Raw genomic sequence first — 16208 nt, 5'->3', positions numbered from 1 at the left:
GCTTGTGCTGAATGAAGAGCAAAATTCATTAGAAGAAAAAGGGGGCGAAAACAAAAACGAAAAAGAAACCCCCCTAAAGGGCATTCATTCTAAAATCCCCTCTTTGAAGCAGGCTTTAGAGCAGACGATTAATAAAATCAAAAGCTCTAAAGAGTTTTTTAAACAGATTTTACACAATAAAAAAAAGCTTTATATCGCGCTTGGAATATTGCTTTCACTCGTCGCACTCACTGTGGCTTTGAGTTTGTTACTAGGGCATAAAAAAGAAAATAAACAAACTTCTTTACAAACCAATACCGCCACCGCCAATAACGAAACGCCTAACGACACCAACAACGCTAACAACACACAAGCCGAGGGGCAAATAGAGAATTTAGACTTACCCGATTTAATCGGCAAGGACTCCCTCAAACGAAACGATGAAAATCAAGTGGATGCGATGATGCAAAAAGCGAGCCTTTTGTATGAGCAAGGGCAAAAAGATGAAGCCTTACACCTGTTTGACAAGGCCGCTTCTTTTTCGCAAGGGATTGCGAGCCATAATTTAGGGGTGATTAAGTTTAAGGAAAAGGATTTTAACGGGGCGTTGGATTTGTTTGATTCTAGCATCGCTTCTAAAGAAAACGCGAGCGTGAGCGCGATTGATGCGTTAGTGAGCGCTTATCATTTGCAAGATGAGGATTTGTATTATCATTATCTAAAAATTGTGAGAGACACTTTGTATAAAGACTATAAAAAGTCTTTTTATTCCTACGCTTACGCGCTCAAATCCTATTACGCTGGAGAGTATTTTGAGGCCCTTTCGCCTTTAATGCACCCTAATTCCAACGCCTTTTTAAAGCCTAACGCGCGTTTGGCGTCTAAATTGTTTTTGATGTTTAAAGATGAAACGAACGCTTACAAGCAATTACAAAAAAGCGCAAACGCCCAAGATGAGCTTGCTTTAGGGCTTTTGCAGGCGCGTTTGGGCCATTACAAGCAGGCTTTGGAGCATTTGCAGCATTATTTGCACAACTACCCTAAAGATTTAAACGCTTTGATGGCTTTGGAATTGGTGAGTTTGAAAAAAGGCGACACCCTTAAAGCGAGCGAAGCCTTAAAATTAGCCAGCCACACAAAAGAAGATAGTGCGCTAGCCAACTCTTTTTACCCCATCAAGCCCACTATCAACCCTGTTTTTTTAGACAAAGAAAGAGCCAAAGAGCGTTTTTGGAACACGCAATATTTTGAAGGTAAAAGGGATTTTATCTATCGTTTGTTGTTTTATTACGCCCCTTTTAAGGTTTTAGACTCTAAAGAAACCTTAGGCGTGATTGAAGAGGGGCTGTTTCTTTTAGATTCTGACACGCAAAAGGATTTAGAGGGGGCAAGCCTTGCTTTTAAAAGGGGGCGTTTGATGGCGATAGCGGATAAAAACGCGCTCAAAGGGTTGAAAGAATTAGAAAAGAAGCGCCTAAAAAAAGCCCTTTCTTTTTTTGATTTGTCTTTAAAAAATAGCCCCGATAACGCACTTTTGCATTATAATGTGGGCTTGATTTATGCGCAATTAGAAAATTACCACAAAGCTTATTTCCATTTTTTAAGGGCTTTCCATTTGAATTCTGCGGATTATTTGAGCGCGGTTTTTGCAATTTTAGCCTCGCATTTCACCCACGAAGACACCACGGAGTTTTTAAGAGAAATCACAGAGAATTTTTATAGTCAGGATTTTTCTAGCCCCACGCAAAAAGCCTTACTGTCTTCGCTCATTGCTTATTTGAATTACCGCACCAATTGGGATATGGACTGGCTTAAAAACGCCCCTAAAAAGCTCCCTTTTTATTACGCGCTAGAAGCGGTGTTCGCTAAAGAGAGCAAGGATAAAAAATTGATGGTGCAATCTTTTGGGAATTTGAAAAAAATGCTCCCTAAAGATCTCATCTCTAATATTTTTTATGAAATCGTTTCGTATTATGATGCGAGTATCCGCCACACTTTAAGCATTTACACCCTTTTAGATTCGCATAAAATCAGTTGGGATCAAACCATGCAAGGGCCCATTTTAGGGCGTCATTTCTACACTTACATGGGATTTATGGTCAATGATTTGGATCATCAAGAAAGATTACTAGAGCAAAAAATCGCCAGTTTAGAAGAGAGCGAAGCCCCTAACGATTGGTTAGAAAATTTAGCGTTAGTGAGTTTGTTTCAAGGCCAGTATGAAAAAGCGAGCGCGTTGTATCAAAACTTAATTGATGGGCTTAAGGACAATGAGGTGCGCTTAAAAATCCTAGCGGGTTTAACCTACATCGCGCAAAGCAATTACAATAACGCCGCTTTATGGCTAGAGCTTGGGAAATTAGACGATCCTAATAATGAAAATATCCGTTATGCTCTAGGGTTGTTGTATCAAAGAAAAGGGGACTTGAAATCAGCGTTAAACCATTTTTTAGCCATTAAAACCTCTGATTTTTCGTCGCCTTATTTTGATTTTGAAATTGATGCCAACCTTTTGAAAGAGCGTTTGAGTCAAGAAAAAAAGGGCGAGTTTTTAGAATGATGGATTTTGAAAAAAGCATTTTAGGCAATTTGAACGGAGCACAAAAAATCGCTGCAAGCCACATTCAAGGGCCTTTATTGATTTTAGCGGGAGCTGGGAGCGGTAAGACTAAGACTTTAACGAGCCGTTTAGCGTATTTGATTGGCGCTTGTGGCGTGCCTAGCGAGAACACTTTAACGCTCACTTTCACCAATAAAGCGAGTAAAGAAATGCAAGAAAGGGCTTTGAAATTATTGAACAATCAAGCCCTTATCCCCCCTTTGCTTTGCACTTTCCATCGTTTTGGTTTGCTGTTTTTAAGGCAACACATGAATCTTTTAAAAAGGGCGTGCGATTTTTCGGTGCTAGATAGCGATGAAGTCAAAACGCTGTGCAAGCAGCTCAAAATTTCAAACTTTAGAGCCAATATTTCTCAAATCAAAAACGGCATGATGGATTTGAGCATGCAAGATAGCGAATGCTATAAAGCGTATGAGCTTTATCAAAACGCGCTCAAAAAAGACAATTTAGTGGATTTTGATGATTTGCTTTTTTTAAGCCTTAAGATTTTACAAGATAATGAAAAACTCGCCAAAGAAACTAGCGAGCGCTACCATTACATCATGGTAGATGAGTATCAAGACACGAACGCCCTGCAATTGGAATTTTTAAAACAATTGAGTTGCACGCATCATAATTTGTGCGTGGTGGGCGATGACGATCAGAGCATTTATGGGTTTAGGGGGGCTGATATTTCTAATATTTTAAATTTTTACAAGCATTTTAAAGGGGCTAAAATAGTGAAATTAGAGACCAACTACCGCTCTAGCGCTGAAATTTTAGCGTGCGCTAATTCTTTGATTAGCCATAACCAACACCGCCATATTAAAACGCTTCAGAGTTTCAAAGGCTCGCATAAAAGCGTGGTTTGTAAGGAATATTTGACGCAAAAAGAAGAGAGTTTGGATGTGGCTTATCAAATCAAAGCCCTTTTAAAGAAGGGCGAGAATTTAGAAAATATCGCTATTTTGTACCGCTTAAACGGGCTTAGCCGCAGCATTGAAGAGAGTTTGAACGCTTTGAATATCCCTTATAGGCTCATTGGGGTGCTGAGTTTTTATGAAAGAGCCGAGGTTAAAGACGCTTTGGCGTTCATGCATGTAGTGGCGAAAAAAGACGATCGCTTTTTTATTAAGCGCGTTTTAAACAAGCCCCCAAGAGGCCTTGGCAAGATCACTCAAGAATGGATTTTTTCTCTTTTAGATGAAGAGGATTTGAATTTAGAAGAAGCGCTAAAACTTGGGGCGTTTAAAGACAAACTAAACTCTAAAAACGAATACGCTTTAAAGAAATTCATGGCCATGATAGGGCGTTTGAGGGAGGCTTTTGAAATTTCAGTGGAGAAGTTTTGCGAGCGGTTTTTAGAAGAGACTAATCTTTTAAAAAGCTATGAAAAAGAAGACAATTACGAAGAAAGAGAGGGCTTTGTTAAAGAGCTTTTAAGTTTAGTGAAAGAGCATTTTAAAACTAACCCCACGCATTCTTTACTGGATTTTTTGAATGAAAGCGTGTTGGATGTTCACAATACAGAAAACGCGCAAAAAGTGAGCTGCATGAGCGTGCATATGAGTAAGGGGTTAGAGTTTAAGCATGTGTTTGTGATCGGATTAGAAGAAGGGTTTTTCCCGCATAGGGGATTCAATCAAGAAAGCGATTTGGAAGAAGAAAGGCGCTTGGCTTACGTAGCGATCACTAGGGCTAAAGAAGGATTGCAACTTTCTTATGTCAAAGAGCGTTCGTATTTTGGGAGGAAAATTTCTTGCTCGCCCTCTGTGTTTTTAGAAGAAGCCAAGCTACTTAAAAGCGATCAAACCCCTAAACAAAATCACCAAAAAAATACGCCCATTAAAGTGGGGGATTTGATCAAACATAAGATTTTTGGCACCGGGAGGGTTTTAGGCGTGGAAAAGGGCTTGAGCGGTTTGTGTTTGAAAATCAATTGCGGAGGGAATGTCTATGATAAAATCTCAGAAAAATTTGTAGAAAAAGTGGATAACGAGTTTTGAAAATTTTAACCCTTTTTTTGATAGGTTTAAACGCATTGTTCGCCCTAGATTTGAACGCGCTTAAAACAGAAATTAAAGAAACTTACCTCAAAGAATACCAAGACTTAAAATTAGAAATTGAAACCATTAACTTAGAAATCCCAGAGCGTTTTTCTCACGCTTCCATTTTAAGCTATGAATTGAGTGCTTCTAACAAGCTTAAAAAAGATGGGGTCGTGTTTTTAAGGTTAGAAAATGAGCCTAATTTACGCCTACCGGTGCGTTATAGCGTGATAGGCAGCATGCAGGCTTTTAAAAGCGCTAGCGCGATTAAAAAAGACGAGAACATCACCGCTAACAACACTAAAAAAGAGCGCGTTTTGTTTGGCGCGCTTTCTAACCCCTTATTAGAGGGCGCGATCGATAAAGTGAGTGCGAAAAATTTTATCCCCCCTAACACGCTTTTAAGCATGGATAAAACCCAAGCCTTAATCATCGTGCGTAAAAACGACATCATCACCGGGGTGTATGAAGAGGGGCAAATCAGCATAGAAATAAGCCTAAAAGCCCTAGAAAATGGCGCGCTTAATCAAATCATTCAAGCGAAAAATTTAGAAAGCAATAAAATCTTAAAAGCGAAAGTGTTGAGCAGCTCTAAAGCGCAAATCTTATAAAGGATATTCATGAAATTAGTTTTAGGCATCAGTGGGGCGAGCGGGATACCCCTAGCCTTGCGGTTTTTAGAAAAATTACCCAAAGAAATTGAAGTTTTTGTCGTGGCGTCTAAAAACGCGCATGTCGTGGCGTTAGAAGAATCGAATATTAACCTTAAAAACGCCATGAAAGACTTACGGCCTAGTGCGACTTTTTTTAACGAGCAAGATATTCATGCGAGCATCGCTTCAGGGAGTTATGGCATCCATAAAATGGCGATCATTCCAGCGAGCATGGACATGGTGGCTAAAATCGCGCATGGCTTTGGGGGGGATTTGATTTCTAGGAGCGCCTCTGTGATGCTTAAAGAAAAGCGCCCCTTACTCATTGCCCCTAGAGAAATGCCTTTAAGCGCTATCATGTTGGAAAATTTGCTCAAACTCGCCCATTCTAATGCAATCATCGCACCGCCGGTGATGACTTATTACACCCAGAGCAAGACTTTAGAAGCGATGCAAGATTTTTTAGTGGGGAAGTGGTTTGACAGCTTAGGGATAGAAAATGACTTATACCCACGATGGGGAATGAACTGATGCAAAAAATCGGCATTTACCCGGGCACTTTTGATCCGGTAACGAATGGGCATATAGACATTATCCACCGCTCTAGCGAATTGTTTGAAAAGCTCATTGTCGCTGTGGCGCATTCAAGCGCTAAAAATCCCATGTTTAGTTTAAAAGAGCGTTTAAAAATGATGCAACTGGCCACTAAAAGTTTTAAAAATGTAGAATGCGTGGCGTTTGAAGGGCTGTTAGCCAATCTGGCTAAAGAATACCATTGTAAGGTGCTAGTTAGGGGCTTAAGGGTGGTGAGCGATTTTGAATACGAATTGCAAATGGGCTATGCGAACAAATCCTTAAACCACGAATTAGAGACCTTGTATTTCATGCCCACTTTACAAAACGCTTTCATAAGCTCTTCTATCGTGCGATCCATTATCGCGCATAAGGGCGATGCGAGCCATTTAGTGCCTAAAGAAATTTATCCTTTGATTTCAAAGGCTTAAAATGTATGTGGTGTTAGAAGGCGTTGATGGCGCGGGCAAAAGCACTCAAGTAGAATTATTAAAAAACAGGTTTAAAAACGCCCTTTTTACCAAAGAGCCAGGGGGGACAAAAATAGGCGAAAGTTTAAGGCGTATCGCTTTAAATGAAAACATCAGCGAATTAGCCCGAGCGTTTTTATTCTTAAGCGATAGGGCTGAGCATGTAGAAAGCGTGATCAAACCGGCATTGAAAGAAAAAAGGCTCATCATTAGCGACAGGAGTTTGATCTCTGGCATGGCTTATAGCCAATTTTCAAGCTTGGAATTAAACCTGCTTGCCACTCAAAGCGTCTTGCCTGAAAAAATCATTCTTTTAGTGATAGACAAAGAGGGCTTAAAACAGCGCTTAAGCCTTAAAAGTTTAGACAAAATAGAAAACCAAGGCATAGAAAAATTGCTCACCATCCAGCAAAAGCTCAAAACCCACGCTTATGCGCTAAGAGAAAAATTCGGGTGCGAAGTTTTGGAATTAGACGCTCAAAAAAGCGCTAAAAACTTGCACGAAAAAATCGCCGCTTTTATTGAATGCGTTGTTTAACCTGTTTGAAGCTTTCTTTCAAGCCCCTTTGCCCAAATTGCCTAAACGATCTGCCCTTAAGCTTAAGAATAAGGGTTTTAGAGGGCGTGAGCGTGTATAGTTTTTACGCTTATAGCGAAATAGAAGAACTCATTAAAAGCAAATACGCGCTGATTGGCTCTCGCATTTTGCCCTTGCTTTCTCAAAAAGCCGGCAAAGAATTTGTGAAAATCTTACAAGAACAAGGCTTGAATACCCCCCTTCATGGCATCGCCATTGATGATAAAATCAAATCCTTTTATTCGCATTCCGCCGCGCTTTTAAAAGGCTTTTGCCAAGGCAATTTAAAGCCCACTTATGGGACTTTAAGGGCGACTAACGCTGTTTCGTATGCCGGGAAAAGCCTGGAATTTCGTATGAACAACCCACGGGATTTCACCTTTAAAGGCGATGAAAGTTTAGATTATTTTTTGTTAGATGATATTATCACCACCGGCACCACCCTAAAAGAAGCCCTAAAACACCTTAAAACCCTAAACATCAAAACGCACTTTGCGATCGTGCTTTGCAGCGCGGATGAATGAGTTATAATTTTATTTTTTAAAAGGATAAAAATATGCAAGCTTTTCGGTTAGAAGATGATGTTGATGACTATGTCAAAAAAGAATTGACCCATTTAGGGCTTATGAAAAATAAGGATTTTAATGTTAAAAGCCAAATGAGTCCTAGCCTTAAAAACGCCCTTTTGAATGCGAGTAAAACTAAAGATAAAACTTCTTATGGCGAGCCAGATTTTAGCTTAGAAAAATACACGCACCCTAAAAATAAAGGGAGCGTTATCCCTATAATCATAGAAAACAAACTCTACGCTAAAAATTTAAAAAAGCTCAAAAACAGCACGCTTGCAAACGATGATCATTCCATTTCAAAATTCGCCGTGAATGGGGCTTTACACTACGCTCAAAATATCCTAAGAAACAAAGAAAAATATAAAGAATGCATCGCCATAGGCATCGCCGGCGACGATGAAGAAAACCTTTTGATAGAAGTGTATTATGTTTTTGCGAGCGGGATCAATTCGCACAAACTCACTAACGCTAAAAACCTGCATTTTTTAGAAAATCAAGAATCGTTTAACGCTTTTTATAAAGAATGCACGCTCACTGAAGAAGAAAAACACCTCATTTTAATCAAAACCAAAGCCGAGTTGAACGAAACCGCTAAAAAACTCAACCGCCTGATGCATAACCACAACATCACCGCGCCTCAGCGCGTGCTATACGTGAGCGGCATGCTTTTATCTATGCAAGAAATTAAGGGCAAAAAAGGGGGCTTAAAACCAAGCGATTTAAAAGGCGAATTGACCGACACTAGCCGTGATGGCGTTTTAGTGTTTAACCAAATCAGCGAATTTTTAAAAACCAAAAACTTGAGCGAAGAAAAACGAGATCTCATGCTCGCCAGTTTTAAAGAAATCAGTAAAGACCCGCAACGCGATAAAATAACGAGCCTGGATAAAGCCATAAGCATGCTTTTAGAAAAAGATTCAAGCATCACTAAGCAAATTTTTACCTTTCTTTATGAGTTTGTCCATAAGCCCATTAATGAAAGCGACAATACCGGTCATTTAGACATCATGGGCGAACTTTATAGCGAATTTTTAAAATACGCTTTAGGGGATGGTAAGGAATTGGGCATTGTTTTAACCCCGCCTTATGTAACTAAAATGATGAGCGAACTTTTAGGGGTTAATGCGAAATCTTTTGTGATGGATTTGGCCGCAGGGAGCGCGGGCTTTTTAATTTCTTCTATGGTGTTAATGATTGAAGACATTGAAAAAACCTATGGTAAAAACACCACTAAAGCGAACGAAAAAATCAAAGCCATGAAAACCACGCAGCTTTTAGGCGTGGAGCTTAACGCTGAAATGTTTTCCCTAGCCACCACTAACATGATTTTAAGAGGCGATGGCTCAAGTTTGATCATCAAAGGCAACACTTTTGAAACCAATAAAAAGATTTATGAAGATTTCAAACCCAATATCCTTTTATTAAACCCTCCTTTTAGCTACGAAGAAAACGGCATGCCTTTTATCAAGTTCGGGTTAGAGCGCATGCAAAAGGGCGGTTTAGGAGCGATCATTATCCAAGATAGTGCAGGGAGCGGGCAAGCTTTAAAATCCAATGTTGAAATTTTAAAAAAACATTCGCTTTTAGCGAGCGTTAAAATGCCTACTGATTTATTCATGCCTCAAGCCGGTGTGCAAACGAGCGTCTATATTTTTAAAGCCCATGAGCCGCACGATTATGAAAAGTCCGTTAAATTCATAGACTTTAGAAACGATGGTTTCAAACGCACCAAAAGAGGCTTAAATGAAACCTCTAACCCCACCAAACGCTATGAAGAAATCATTAAAATTTACAAAGCCGGCTTAAACGCCAAAGTCTCTAAAGAGCTGTGGGGCGATTTAGAAACAATCTATATTGAAGATTTTATCGCTAAGCCGTGCGAAAACAAGCATGCTAAAGACTTTAATTTTGAAGCGCATCAAAAGAATGAGGCTAAACCCGAATTAGAGGATTTTAAAAGAACGATAGCCGATTACCTTTCTTATGAAGTGGGCTTGATTTTAAAAAACCAAACGCCCCCAAAGTGATTGGCCCCCTTAATAGCCAACTCAACGCTATTAAGTGGGGCGAGTTCAGATTAGGGGATTTGTTTGAAGTGTTGTCAAGTAAGAAAATTTATCATGCCAACACGATAAAAATCCATGACACACAAATAGAAAACAGCTACCCTTATGTCGTGCGCGCTACAACCAACAATGGTATAAAAGGCTTTATTGTAGATGACCCTACATTTACTAATGAAAAAAATACCCTTTCGTTCGCGCAAGACACTTTCACCGTGTTTTATCAAAAACAACCTTATTTTACAGGCAATAAGGTTAAAATTTTAAAACCAAAATTTGCTTTCAAAAGCCCTAAAATTTTACATTTTATAAGTGCGATTTTACAATTTATTTTAAAACCCTTGACTTGGGGGCTAGGCTCTACAACAGAAAGCATTGCGGAGTTTAAATTTTCTCTACCCCTAAAACCCACCGCTAAAACTCAAACCCTTGATGATATTGATTTTGATTTCATGGAAAAATTCATAGCCGAACTTGAGCAGTGTCGGCTCGCCGAACTTGAGCAGTGTCGGCTCGCCGAACTTCAGGCTTATTTAAAAGCTACAGGGCTAGAAAACACCACCCTTTCTAGCGATGAAGAAAACGCCCTTAACGTTTTCAATGGCAACAATTCTGGGGGGGGGGTAATACCCCATGCGGCTTGACATGGCAAAGCTTCAGATTAGGGGATTTGTTTGAAATTGAAAAAACCTTAAGCTTTAATAAAGACGCTTTAACGCAAGGACAAGATTACGATTATATTACAAGAACTTCGCAAAATCAAGGCGTTTTGCAAACCACAGGATTTGTCAATGCAGAAAATTTAAACCCACCATTTACTTGGAGTTTAGGGCTTTTACAAATGGATTTTTTCTATCGTAAAAAGTCATGGTATGCGGGACAATTCATGCGAAAAATCACACCAAAAACTGAAATTGAAAATAAAATTGATTTACGCATAGCCCACTATTTCACAACGCTTTTAAACGCCTTAAAACGCCCTTTATTGAGTGTATTAGTTAGGGATATTGATAAAACTTTTAGGGAGCAAAAAATCCAACTACCCCTAAAACCCACCGCTAAAACTCAAACCATTGATGGTATTGATTTTAACTTCATGCACACCTTTATAAACGCCCTGATGAAACAAACCATTCAAGGCGTGGCTCAATACTGCGACGCTAAAATTCAGGCCACAAAAGAAATCATCAGCCAAGAAACGCCCGTTCAAAAAGACTCGTTATTTTGAAAGAGATGAGGTCCAGCTTGTGTTACAATAAATTTAAAATTTGCTTGATTGAAGAGGGATTGAGTCATGGAGCAGCCAGTCATTAAAGAGGGGACTTTGGCTTTAATTGATACTTTTGCGTATTTGTTTAGAAGCTATTACATGAGCGCTAAAAATAAGCCTTTAACGAACGATAAGGGCTTTCCTACAGGGCTTTTAACGGGTCTTGTGGGCATGGTTAAAAAATTTTATAAAGATAAAAAAAACATGCCTTTTATCGTGTTCGCCCTAGAAAGCCAGACTAAAACTAAAAGAGCTGAGAAATTAGGCGAATACAAACAAAATCGTAAAGACGCCCCCAAAGAGATGCTTTTACAAATCCCTATCGCCTTAGAATGGTTGCAAAAAATGGGTTTTACTTGCGTGGAAGTGAATGGATTTGAAGCCGATGATGTGATCGCAAGCCTAGCCACGCTAAGCCCTTATAAAACGCGCATTTATTCTAAAGATAAGGATTTTAACCAACTTTTGAGCGATAAGATCGCGCTTTTTGATGGCAAAACGGAGTTTTTGGTGAAAGATTGCGTGGAAAAATATGGGATTTTGCCGAGTCAATTCACGGATTATCAGGGCATTGTAGGGGATAGCAGCGACAATTACAAGGGGGTTAAAGGCATTGGGAGCAAGAACGCTAAGGAATTGTTACAGCGATTAGGGAGTTTGGAAAAAATCTATGAAAATTTAGACTTGGTGAAAAATTTACTCAGCCCTAAAATGTATCAAGCCCTTATACAAGACAAAGGAAGCGCGTTTTTAAGCAAGGAATTAGCCACTTTAGAAAGAGAATGCATTAAGGAATTTGATTTTTTGAGTTGCGCTTTTCCTAGCGAAAACCCCTTATTGAAAATCAAAGACGAACTGAAAGAATATGGTTTTATTTCCACTTTAAGGGATTTAGAAAATTCCCCTACGCCTTTAATTGTAGAAAATGCGCCCATATTAGAAAACGTGCCTATATTAGACAACGCCCCTAAAAAATCGCACATGATTGTTTTGGAAAATACCGCGCCTTTGAGCGCGTTTTTAGAAAAGCTAGAAAAAACTAATGCAAGGGTTTTTGCACGTTTGGTGCTAAATAAAGAAAAAAAAGTTTTGGCCCTAGCGTTTTTATTACAAGATCAAGGCTATTTTTTACCTTTAGAAGAGGCGTTATTTTCGCCCTTTTCTTTAGAGTTTTTAGAAAACGCTTTTTCTCAAATGTTACAGCATGCACAAATCGTTGGGCATGATTTAAAGCCCTTGTTGAGCTTTTTAAAAGCCAAATATCAGGTGTCTTTAGAAAACATTCGCATCCAGGACACTCAAATTTTAGCGTTTTTAAAAAATCCGGAAAAAGTGGGGTTTGATGAAGTTTTAAAGGAATATTTAAAAGAAGATTTAATCCCGCATGAAAAAATCAAAGATTTTAAGGCTAAAGCGGAGAAATTAGAGCAATTGAGTTTGGAATTAAACGCTTTAAAGCGTTTGTGCGAGTATTTTGAAAAAGGGGGGCTAGAAGAGGGTTTGCTTGCTTTAGCTAGAGAAGTTGAAACGCCCTTTATGAAAGTCTTAATGGGCATGGAATTTCAAGGCTTTAAGATTGATGCGCCTTATTTCAAGCGCTTAGAGCAGGAGTTTAAGAATGAATTAAGCGTTTTAGAGCGCCAGATTTTGGATTTAATCGGCGTGGGTTTTAACCTCAATTCGCCCAAGCAACTTAGCGAAGTCTTGTATGAAAAATTAGGGCTTCCTAAAAATAAAAGCCACTCTACCGATGAAAAAAACTTGTTAAAAATCCTAGACAAGCACCCAAGCATCCCTTTGATTTTAGAATACAGGGAATTGAATAAACTTTTTAACACTTATACCACCCCCTTATTGCGCTTAAAAGACAAAGACGATAAAATCCATACCACTTTCATCCAAACCGGCACAGCTACCGGGCGTTTAAGCTCGCATTCGCCTAATTTGCAAAATATCCCGGTGCGATCGCCTAAAGGCTTACTCATTCGTAAGGGCTTTATCGCTAGCTCTAAAGAATATTGTTTATTAGGGGTGGATTATTCGCAAATTGAATTGCGCTTGTTAGCCCATTTCAGCCAGGATAAGGATTTAATGGAGGCGTTTTTAAAGGGGCGAGACATCCATTTAGAAACTTCTAAGGCGCTGTTTGGAGAAGATTTAGCCAAAGAAAAACGATCCATCGCTAAAAGCATTAATTTTGGGCTGGTGTATGGCATGGGGAGTAAGAAATTGAGCGAAACTTTAAACATCTCTTTAAACGAGGCTAAAAGCTACATAGAAGCGTATTTCAAACGATTCCCTAGCATTAAAGATTATTTAAACCGCATGAAAGAAGAGATTTTAAAAACTTCTAAAGCCTTTACTTTGCTTGGGCGTTATCGGGTGTTTGATTTTAATGGCGTGAATGACTATGTTAAGGGCAATTATTTGCGAGAGGGCGTGAATGCGATTTTTCAAGGGAGCGCGAGTGATTTATTGAAATTAGGCATGCTCAAAGTGAGCGAGCGTTTCAAAAATAACCCTTCAGTGAGGCTGCTTTTGCAAGTGCATGACGAATTGATTTTTGAAATTGAAGAAAAAAACGCCCTAGAGTTGCAGCAAGAAATCCAACGCATTCTCAATGATGAAGTGTATCCTTTGAGGGTGCCGTTAGAAACGAGTGCGTTTATCGCTAATCGTTGGAATGAATTAAAAGGTTAGTTTTTAATTGAGTTTAAGAAAAAATATATTATTATTTCTTTATAAGTAATACTTAGCCATTTTAAGCTAATATAATATAAAGTCATTATCAAAAAATAAAGGGAAGAGACTGAATGTTGAAAAGAATTATATTGTTAGGGGCTTTGGGTGTTTTAGCGAGCGCTGAAGAGAGCGCGGCTTTTGTGGGAGTCAATTACCAGGTGAGCATGATACAAAATCAGACTAAAATGGTGAATGACAACGGCTTGCAAAAACCTTTGATAAAGTTCCCGCCTTACGCAGGAGCGGGTTTTGAAGCGGGCTATAAGCAATTTTTTGGCAAGAAAAAATGGTTTGGTGCGCGTTATTATGGGTTTTTTGACTACGCGCACAACCGCTTTGGCGTGATGAAAAAGGGTATCCCGGTGGGCGAGAGCGGGTTTATTTACAATAGCTTTAGTTTTGGTGGGAATACCTTAACGGAGAGGGATTCCTATCAAGGGCAATACTATGTCAATCTATTCACTTATGGCGTGGGGTTAGATACGCTGTGGAATTTTGTGAATAAAGAAAACATGGTTTTTGGTTTTGTCGTGGGGATCCAATTAGCCGGGGATAGTTGGGCAACGAGCATCAGTAAAGAGATCGCTCATTATGCAAAACACCACAGCAATTCCAGTTATAGCCCGGCCAATTTCCAGTTTTTATGGAAGTTTGGGGTCCGCACCCATATCGCTAAACACAATAGTTTGGAATTAGGGATTAAAGTGCCTACGATCACGCACCAGCTTTTCTCCATCACCAACGAAAAGGGATACACCTTACAGGCTGATGTGCGTAGAGTTTATGCGTTTCAAATCAGTTATTTGAGGGATTTTTAACCCCTTTTTAGATACAATCACGCCTGAAACTATCCATTTAAAGGTGTGAAATGGCAAATTTAGAAAATTTAGACTGGAAAAATTTAGGCTTTAGCTACATTAAAACGGATTTTCGCTTCATCGCTACTTATAAAAACGGCTCGTGGTCGCAAGGCGGATTGGTGAGCGAAAATGTGTTACAAATCAGCGAAGGCTCGCCGGTCTTACACTACGGGCAGGCTTGTTTTGAAGGCTTGAAAGCTTACCGCTCTCAAAAGGGGAAAGCTTTACTCTTCCGCCCTTTAGAAAACGCCAAACGCTTGCAAACTTCATGCGAAAGACTGCTCATGCCCAAAGTGAGCGAAGAGCTGTTTTTAAAGGCATGCGCTGAAGTAGTTAAAGCGAATCAAAAATGGCTCGCTCCTTATAAAAGCGGGGCGAGTTTGTATTTGCGCCCTTTTGTCATAGGCGTGGGGGATAATTTGGGGGTAAAGCCGGCCAGTGAATACCTTTTTATCGTGTTTTGCGCACCGGTGGGGGCGTATTTTAAAGGGGGCATAGAAAAAGGGGGGGCTAGGTTTATCACTACGATTTTTGATAGGGCCGCGCCTAAAGGCACCGGGGGGGTGAAAGTGGGGGGGAATTACGCTGCAAGCCTGTTAGCCCACAAAATGGCCACAGAGCAAGGCTATGATGATTGCATTTATTTAGACCCCACCACGCACACTAAAATTGAAGAAGTGGGGGCGGCGAATTTTTTTGGCATCACGCATGATGCCTTTATCACCCCGCATTCGCCAAGCATTCTGCCAAGCGTTACCAGAAAAAGCTTGATGGTTTTGGCTAAAGAATATTTGAAACTCAACATAGAAGAGAGGGAGATCTTAGTGGATGAGTTGGGCACGTTTAAAGAAGCCGGAGCGTGCGGGACAGCCGCAATCATTACGCCCATTAAAGAAATCGCACATAATAACAAGTCTTATTTTTTTGAAGCGCCGGGCCATATTACTAAACAACTTTATGACTTGCTTTTATCCATCCAGCAAGGCGAACAAGAAGCCCCCAAAGATTGGATTTTTGAAGTTGGCTAAAAGGTTAAAATTTATAGCTGTATGCCGCATAAAATAGGGGCGAAGTCTCAAAGCGTTTGGAGCTAGAAAGCAATCTGGCGGTGGGTAAGATTTTAAACCCTAATTCAATGCGGTGCCTTAAAAAAAGCGTGAGCATAACCCCCCCATTAATCGCTAAGCCCCCTGAAACCACCGAATGTTTAAAAAACTTGAAATTTTGCTTGTCTGTATAAACGACTAAAGCCCCCCTAGCTCCCCCAAACGCCCCTAAATAATGCTTATAACTCCCTAAAGGGAATTCCATAATCACATCCAAACCCACCGCAAGCATGGTAAAAAAAGAGTTGGTAGGATCTTTATGGCTTTGGTAATTCACTTTTCCTGACCCAAGATCCCATGCAAAAACCCCCCTAATCCCGATATATTTTTTAAAAAAACTTTGCACGCCGGTTTTTAAATTGAGCGTGGCGATCCAATCTTTCATTTCCTTGCCTTGATAGTCCTTAGTGGCCTCTACGGCGCCAAACCCTCCTAAAAAATACCACCCGCTTTTTTTGCGTGTGAGCTTTTGGCGGTTAATGATGCTTCTATAGAGCTTTTCATGGGCTTCTTGGTAATTTTTTTTGGGGGTTTTATTGTGCAAAATAGGCATGGCATCAAGAGATGGAATGACAAATCCCCCTATCAAAAAAACGCACAAAAAAATGATTTTTTTAAACATTTTAAAAATAATTAATCCTTTATTAAACGGAATGTTGTTTAACTTTTTGGTTTATCATTGTGTTAAAATAGTCGTTT

14 protein-coding genes are annotated in these 16208 nt (G+C 39.7%); 13 read left to right on the top strand and 1 reads right to left on the bottom strand.

Going from position 1 to position 16208, the window contains the following annotated elements:
* Positions 1 to 4 precede the first annotated feature (4 nt).
* The 13 genes from HPB14_RS07065 to ilvE all read left to right on the top strand — a co-directional run bounded on the left by HPB14_RS07065 (position 5) and on the right by ilvE (position 15431).
* Entirely contained in the window at positions 5 to 2539 is a 2535-nt protein-coding gene (locus HPB14_RS07065) for a tetratricopeptide repeat protein (RefSeq protein WP_000931047.1), read from the top strand.
* Positions 2539 to 4584, top strand: a complete 2046-nt coding sequence (uvrD, locus tag HPB14_RS07060; protein ID WP_014658546.1) for a DNA helicase UvrD — start codon at positions 2539 to 2541, stop codon at positions 4582 to 4584. The genes HPB14_RS07065 and uvrD overlap by 1 nt, the downstream gene beginning before the upstream one ends.
* Positions 4581 to 5237 (top strand): flagellar basal body P-ring formation chaperone FlgA, encoded by a 657-nt coding sequence (gene flgA, locus HPB14_RS07055; protein WP_000699047.1) that lies wholly within the window; start codon positions 4581 to 4583, stop codon positions 5235 to 5237. Before uvrD ends, flgA begins: the two co-directional genes overlap by 4 nt.
* A 9-nt stretch (positions 5238 to 5246) precedes the next feature.
* Positions 5247 to 5810, top strand: coding sequence for a UbiX family flavin prenyltransferase (locus tag HPB14_RS07050; RefSeq protein ID WP_000780113.1), 564 nt, complete (start codon positions 5247 to 5249; stop codon positions 5808 to 5810).
* Positions 5810 to 6283 carry a pantetheine-phosphate adenylyltransferase gene (coaD, locus tag HPB14_RS07045; RefSeq protein ID WP_001169275.1) on the top strand — a complete coding sequence of 158 codons (474 nt, stop codon included), beginning with the start codon at positions 5810 to 5812 and terminating at the stop codon, positions 6281 to 6283. The genes HPB14_RS07050 and coaD overlap by 1 nt, the downstream gene beginning before the upstream one ends.
* Before the next feature lies 1 nt (position 6284).
* Positions 6285 to 6860, top strand: a complete 576-nt coding sequence (tmk, locus tag HPB14_RS07040; RefSeq protein WP_000289699.1) for a dTMP kinase — start codon at positions 6285 to 6287, stop codon at positions 6858 to 6860.
* Positions 6848 to 7423, top strand: coding sequence for a ComF family protein (locus HPB14_RS07035; RefSeq protein WP_001203619.1), 576 nt, complete (start codon positions 6848 to 6850; stop codon positions 7421 to 7423). Before tmk ends, HPB14_RS07035 begins: the two co-directional genes overlap by 13 nt.
* Before the next feature lie 32 nt (positions 7424 to 7455).
* The gene (locus HPB14_RS07030) at positions 7456 to 9495 is read left to right on the top strand and encodes an HsdM family class I SAM-dependent methyltransferase (protein WP_001147687.1); all 2040 of its coding nucleotides are present in this window, start codon (positions 7456 to 7458) and stop codon (positions 9493 to 9495) included.
* Positions 9492 to 10175 carry a restriction endonuclease subunit S gene (locus HPB14_RS08500; protein WP_041199454.1) on the top strand — a complete coding sequence of 228 codons (684 nt, stop codon included), beginning with the start codon at positions 9492 to 9494 and terminating at the stop codon, positions 10173 to 10175. Before HPB14_RS07030 ends, HPB14_RS08500 begins: the two co-directional genes overlap by 4 nt.
* Positions 10172 to 10759: a restriction endonuclease subunit S gene (locus HPB14_RS08495; protein WP_049789616.1), complete on the top strand. Its 588-nt coding sequence runs from the start codon at positions 10172 to 10174 to the stop codon at positions 10757 to 10759. Before HPB14_RS08500 ends, HPB14_RS08495 begins: the two co-directional genes overlap by 4 nt.
* Before the next feature lie 66 nt (positions 10760 to 10825).
* A complete protein-coding gene (gene polA / locus HPB14_RS07015) occupies positions 10826 to 13501 on the top strand; it encodes a DNA polymerase I (protein WP_000437546.1) in 2676 nt (891 codons plus the stop codon).
* 113 nt (positions 13502 to 13614) lie between these two features.
* Entirely contained in the window at positions 13615 to 14361 is a 747-nt protein-coding gene (locus tag HPB14_RS07010; protein WP_000919437.1) for an outer membrane protein, read from the top strand.
* A 50-nt stretch (positions 14362 to 14411) separates the two neighbouring features.
* The gene (gene ilvE / locus HPB14_RS07005; RefSeq protein ID WP_001284862.1) at positions 14412 to 15431 is read left to right on the top strand and encodes a branched-chain-amino-acid transaminase; all 1020 of its coding nucleotides are present in this window, start codon (positions 14412 to 14414) and stop codon (positions 15429 to 15431) included.
* A gap of 4 nt (positions 15432 to 15435) precedes the next feature.
* Here ilvE and HPB14_RS07000 read toward each other — a convergent pair whose 3' ends face one another.
* Positions 15436 to 16131: an outer membrane protein gene (locus HPB14_RS07000; protein WP_000473460.1), complete on the bottom strand. Its 696-nt coding sequence runs from the start codon at positions 16129 to 16131 to the stop codon at positions 15436 to 15438.
* Positions 16132 to 16208: the final 77 nt, after the last annotated feature.

This window comes from Helicobacter pylori HUP-B14, assembly GCF_000259235.1.
Lineage (GTDB): Bacteria > Campylobacterota > Campylobacteria > Campylobacterales > Helicobacteraceae > Helicobacter > Helicobacter pylori_CU.
This window is presented reverse-complemented; position numbering and strand designations above follow the sequence as displayed.

What these genes read in the sequence shown, in the direction of transcription:
- uvrD (WP_014658546.1), top strand. Translation starts at nt 2,539, where the DNA reads ATGGATTTTGAAAAAAGCATTTTAGGCAATTTGAACGGAGCACAAAAA.
- HPB14_RS07050 (WP_000780113.1), top strand. Translation starts at nt 5,247, where the DNA reads ATGAAATTAGTTTTAGGCATCAGTGGGGCGAGCGGGATACCCCTAGCC.
- coaD (WP_001169275.1), top strand. Translation starts at nt 5,810, where the DNA reads ATGCAAAAAATCGGCATTTACCCGGGCACTTTTGATCCGGTAACGAAT.
- tmk (WP_000289699.1), top strand. Translation starts at nt 6,285, where the DNA reads ATGTATGTGGTGTTAGAAGGCGTTGATGGCGCGGGCAAAAGCACTCAA.
- HPB14_RS07035 (WP_001203619.1), top strand. Translation starts at nt 6,848, where the DNA reads ATGCGTTGTTTAACCTGTTTGAAGCTTTCTTTCAAGCCCCTTTGCCCA.
- HPB14_RS07030 (WP_001147687.1), top strand. Translation starts at nt 7,456, where the DNA reads ATGCAAGCTTTTCGGTTAGAAGATGATGTTGATGACTATGTCAAAAAA.
- polA (WP_000437546.1), top strand. Translation starts at nt 10,826, where the DNA reads ATGGAGCAGCCAGTCATTAAAGAGGGGACTTTGGCTTTAATTGATACT.
- HPB14_RS07010 (WP_000919437.1), top strand. Translation starts at nt 13,615, where the DNA reads ATGTTGAAAAGAATTATATTGTTAGGGGCTTTGGGTGTTTTAGCGAGC.
- ilvE (WP_001284862.1), top strand. Translation starts at nt 14,412, where the DNA reads ATGGCAAATTTAGAAAATTTAGACTGGAAAAATTTAGGCTTTAGCTAC.
- HPB14_RS07000 (WP_000473460.1), bottom strand. Translation starts at nt 16,131, where the DNA reads ATGTTTAAAAAAATCATTTTTTTGTGCGTTTTTTTGATAGGGGGATTT.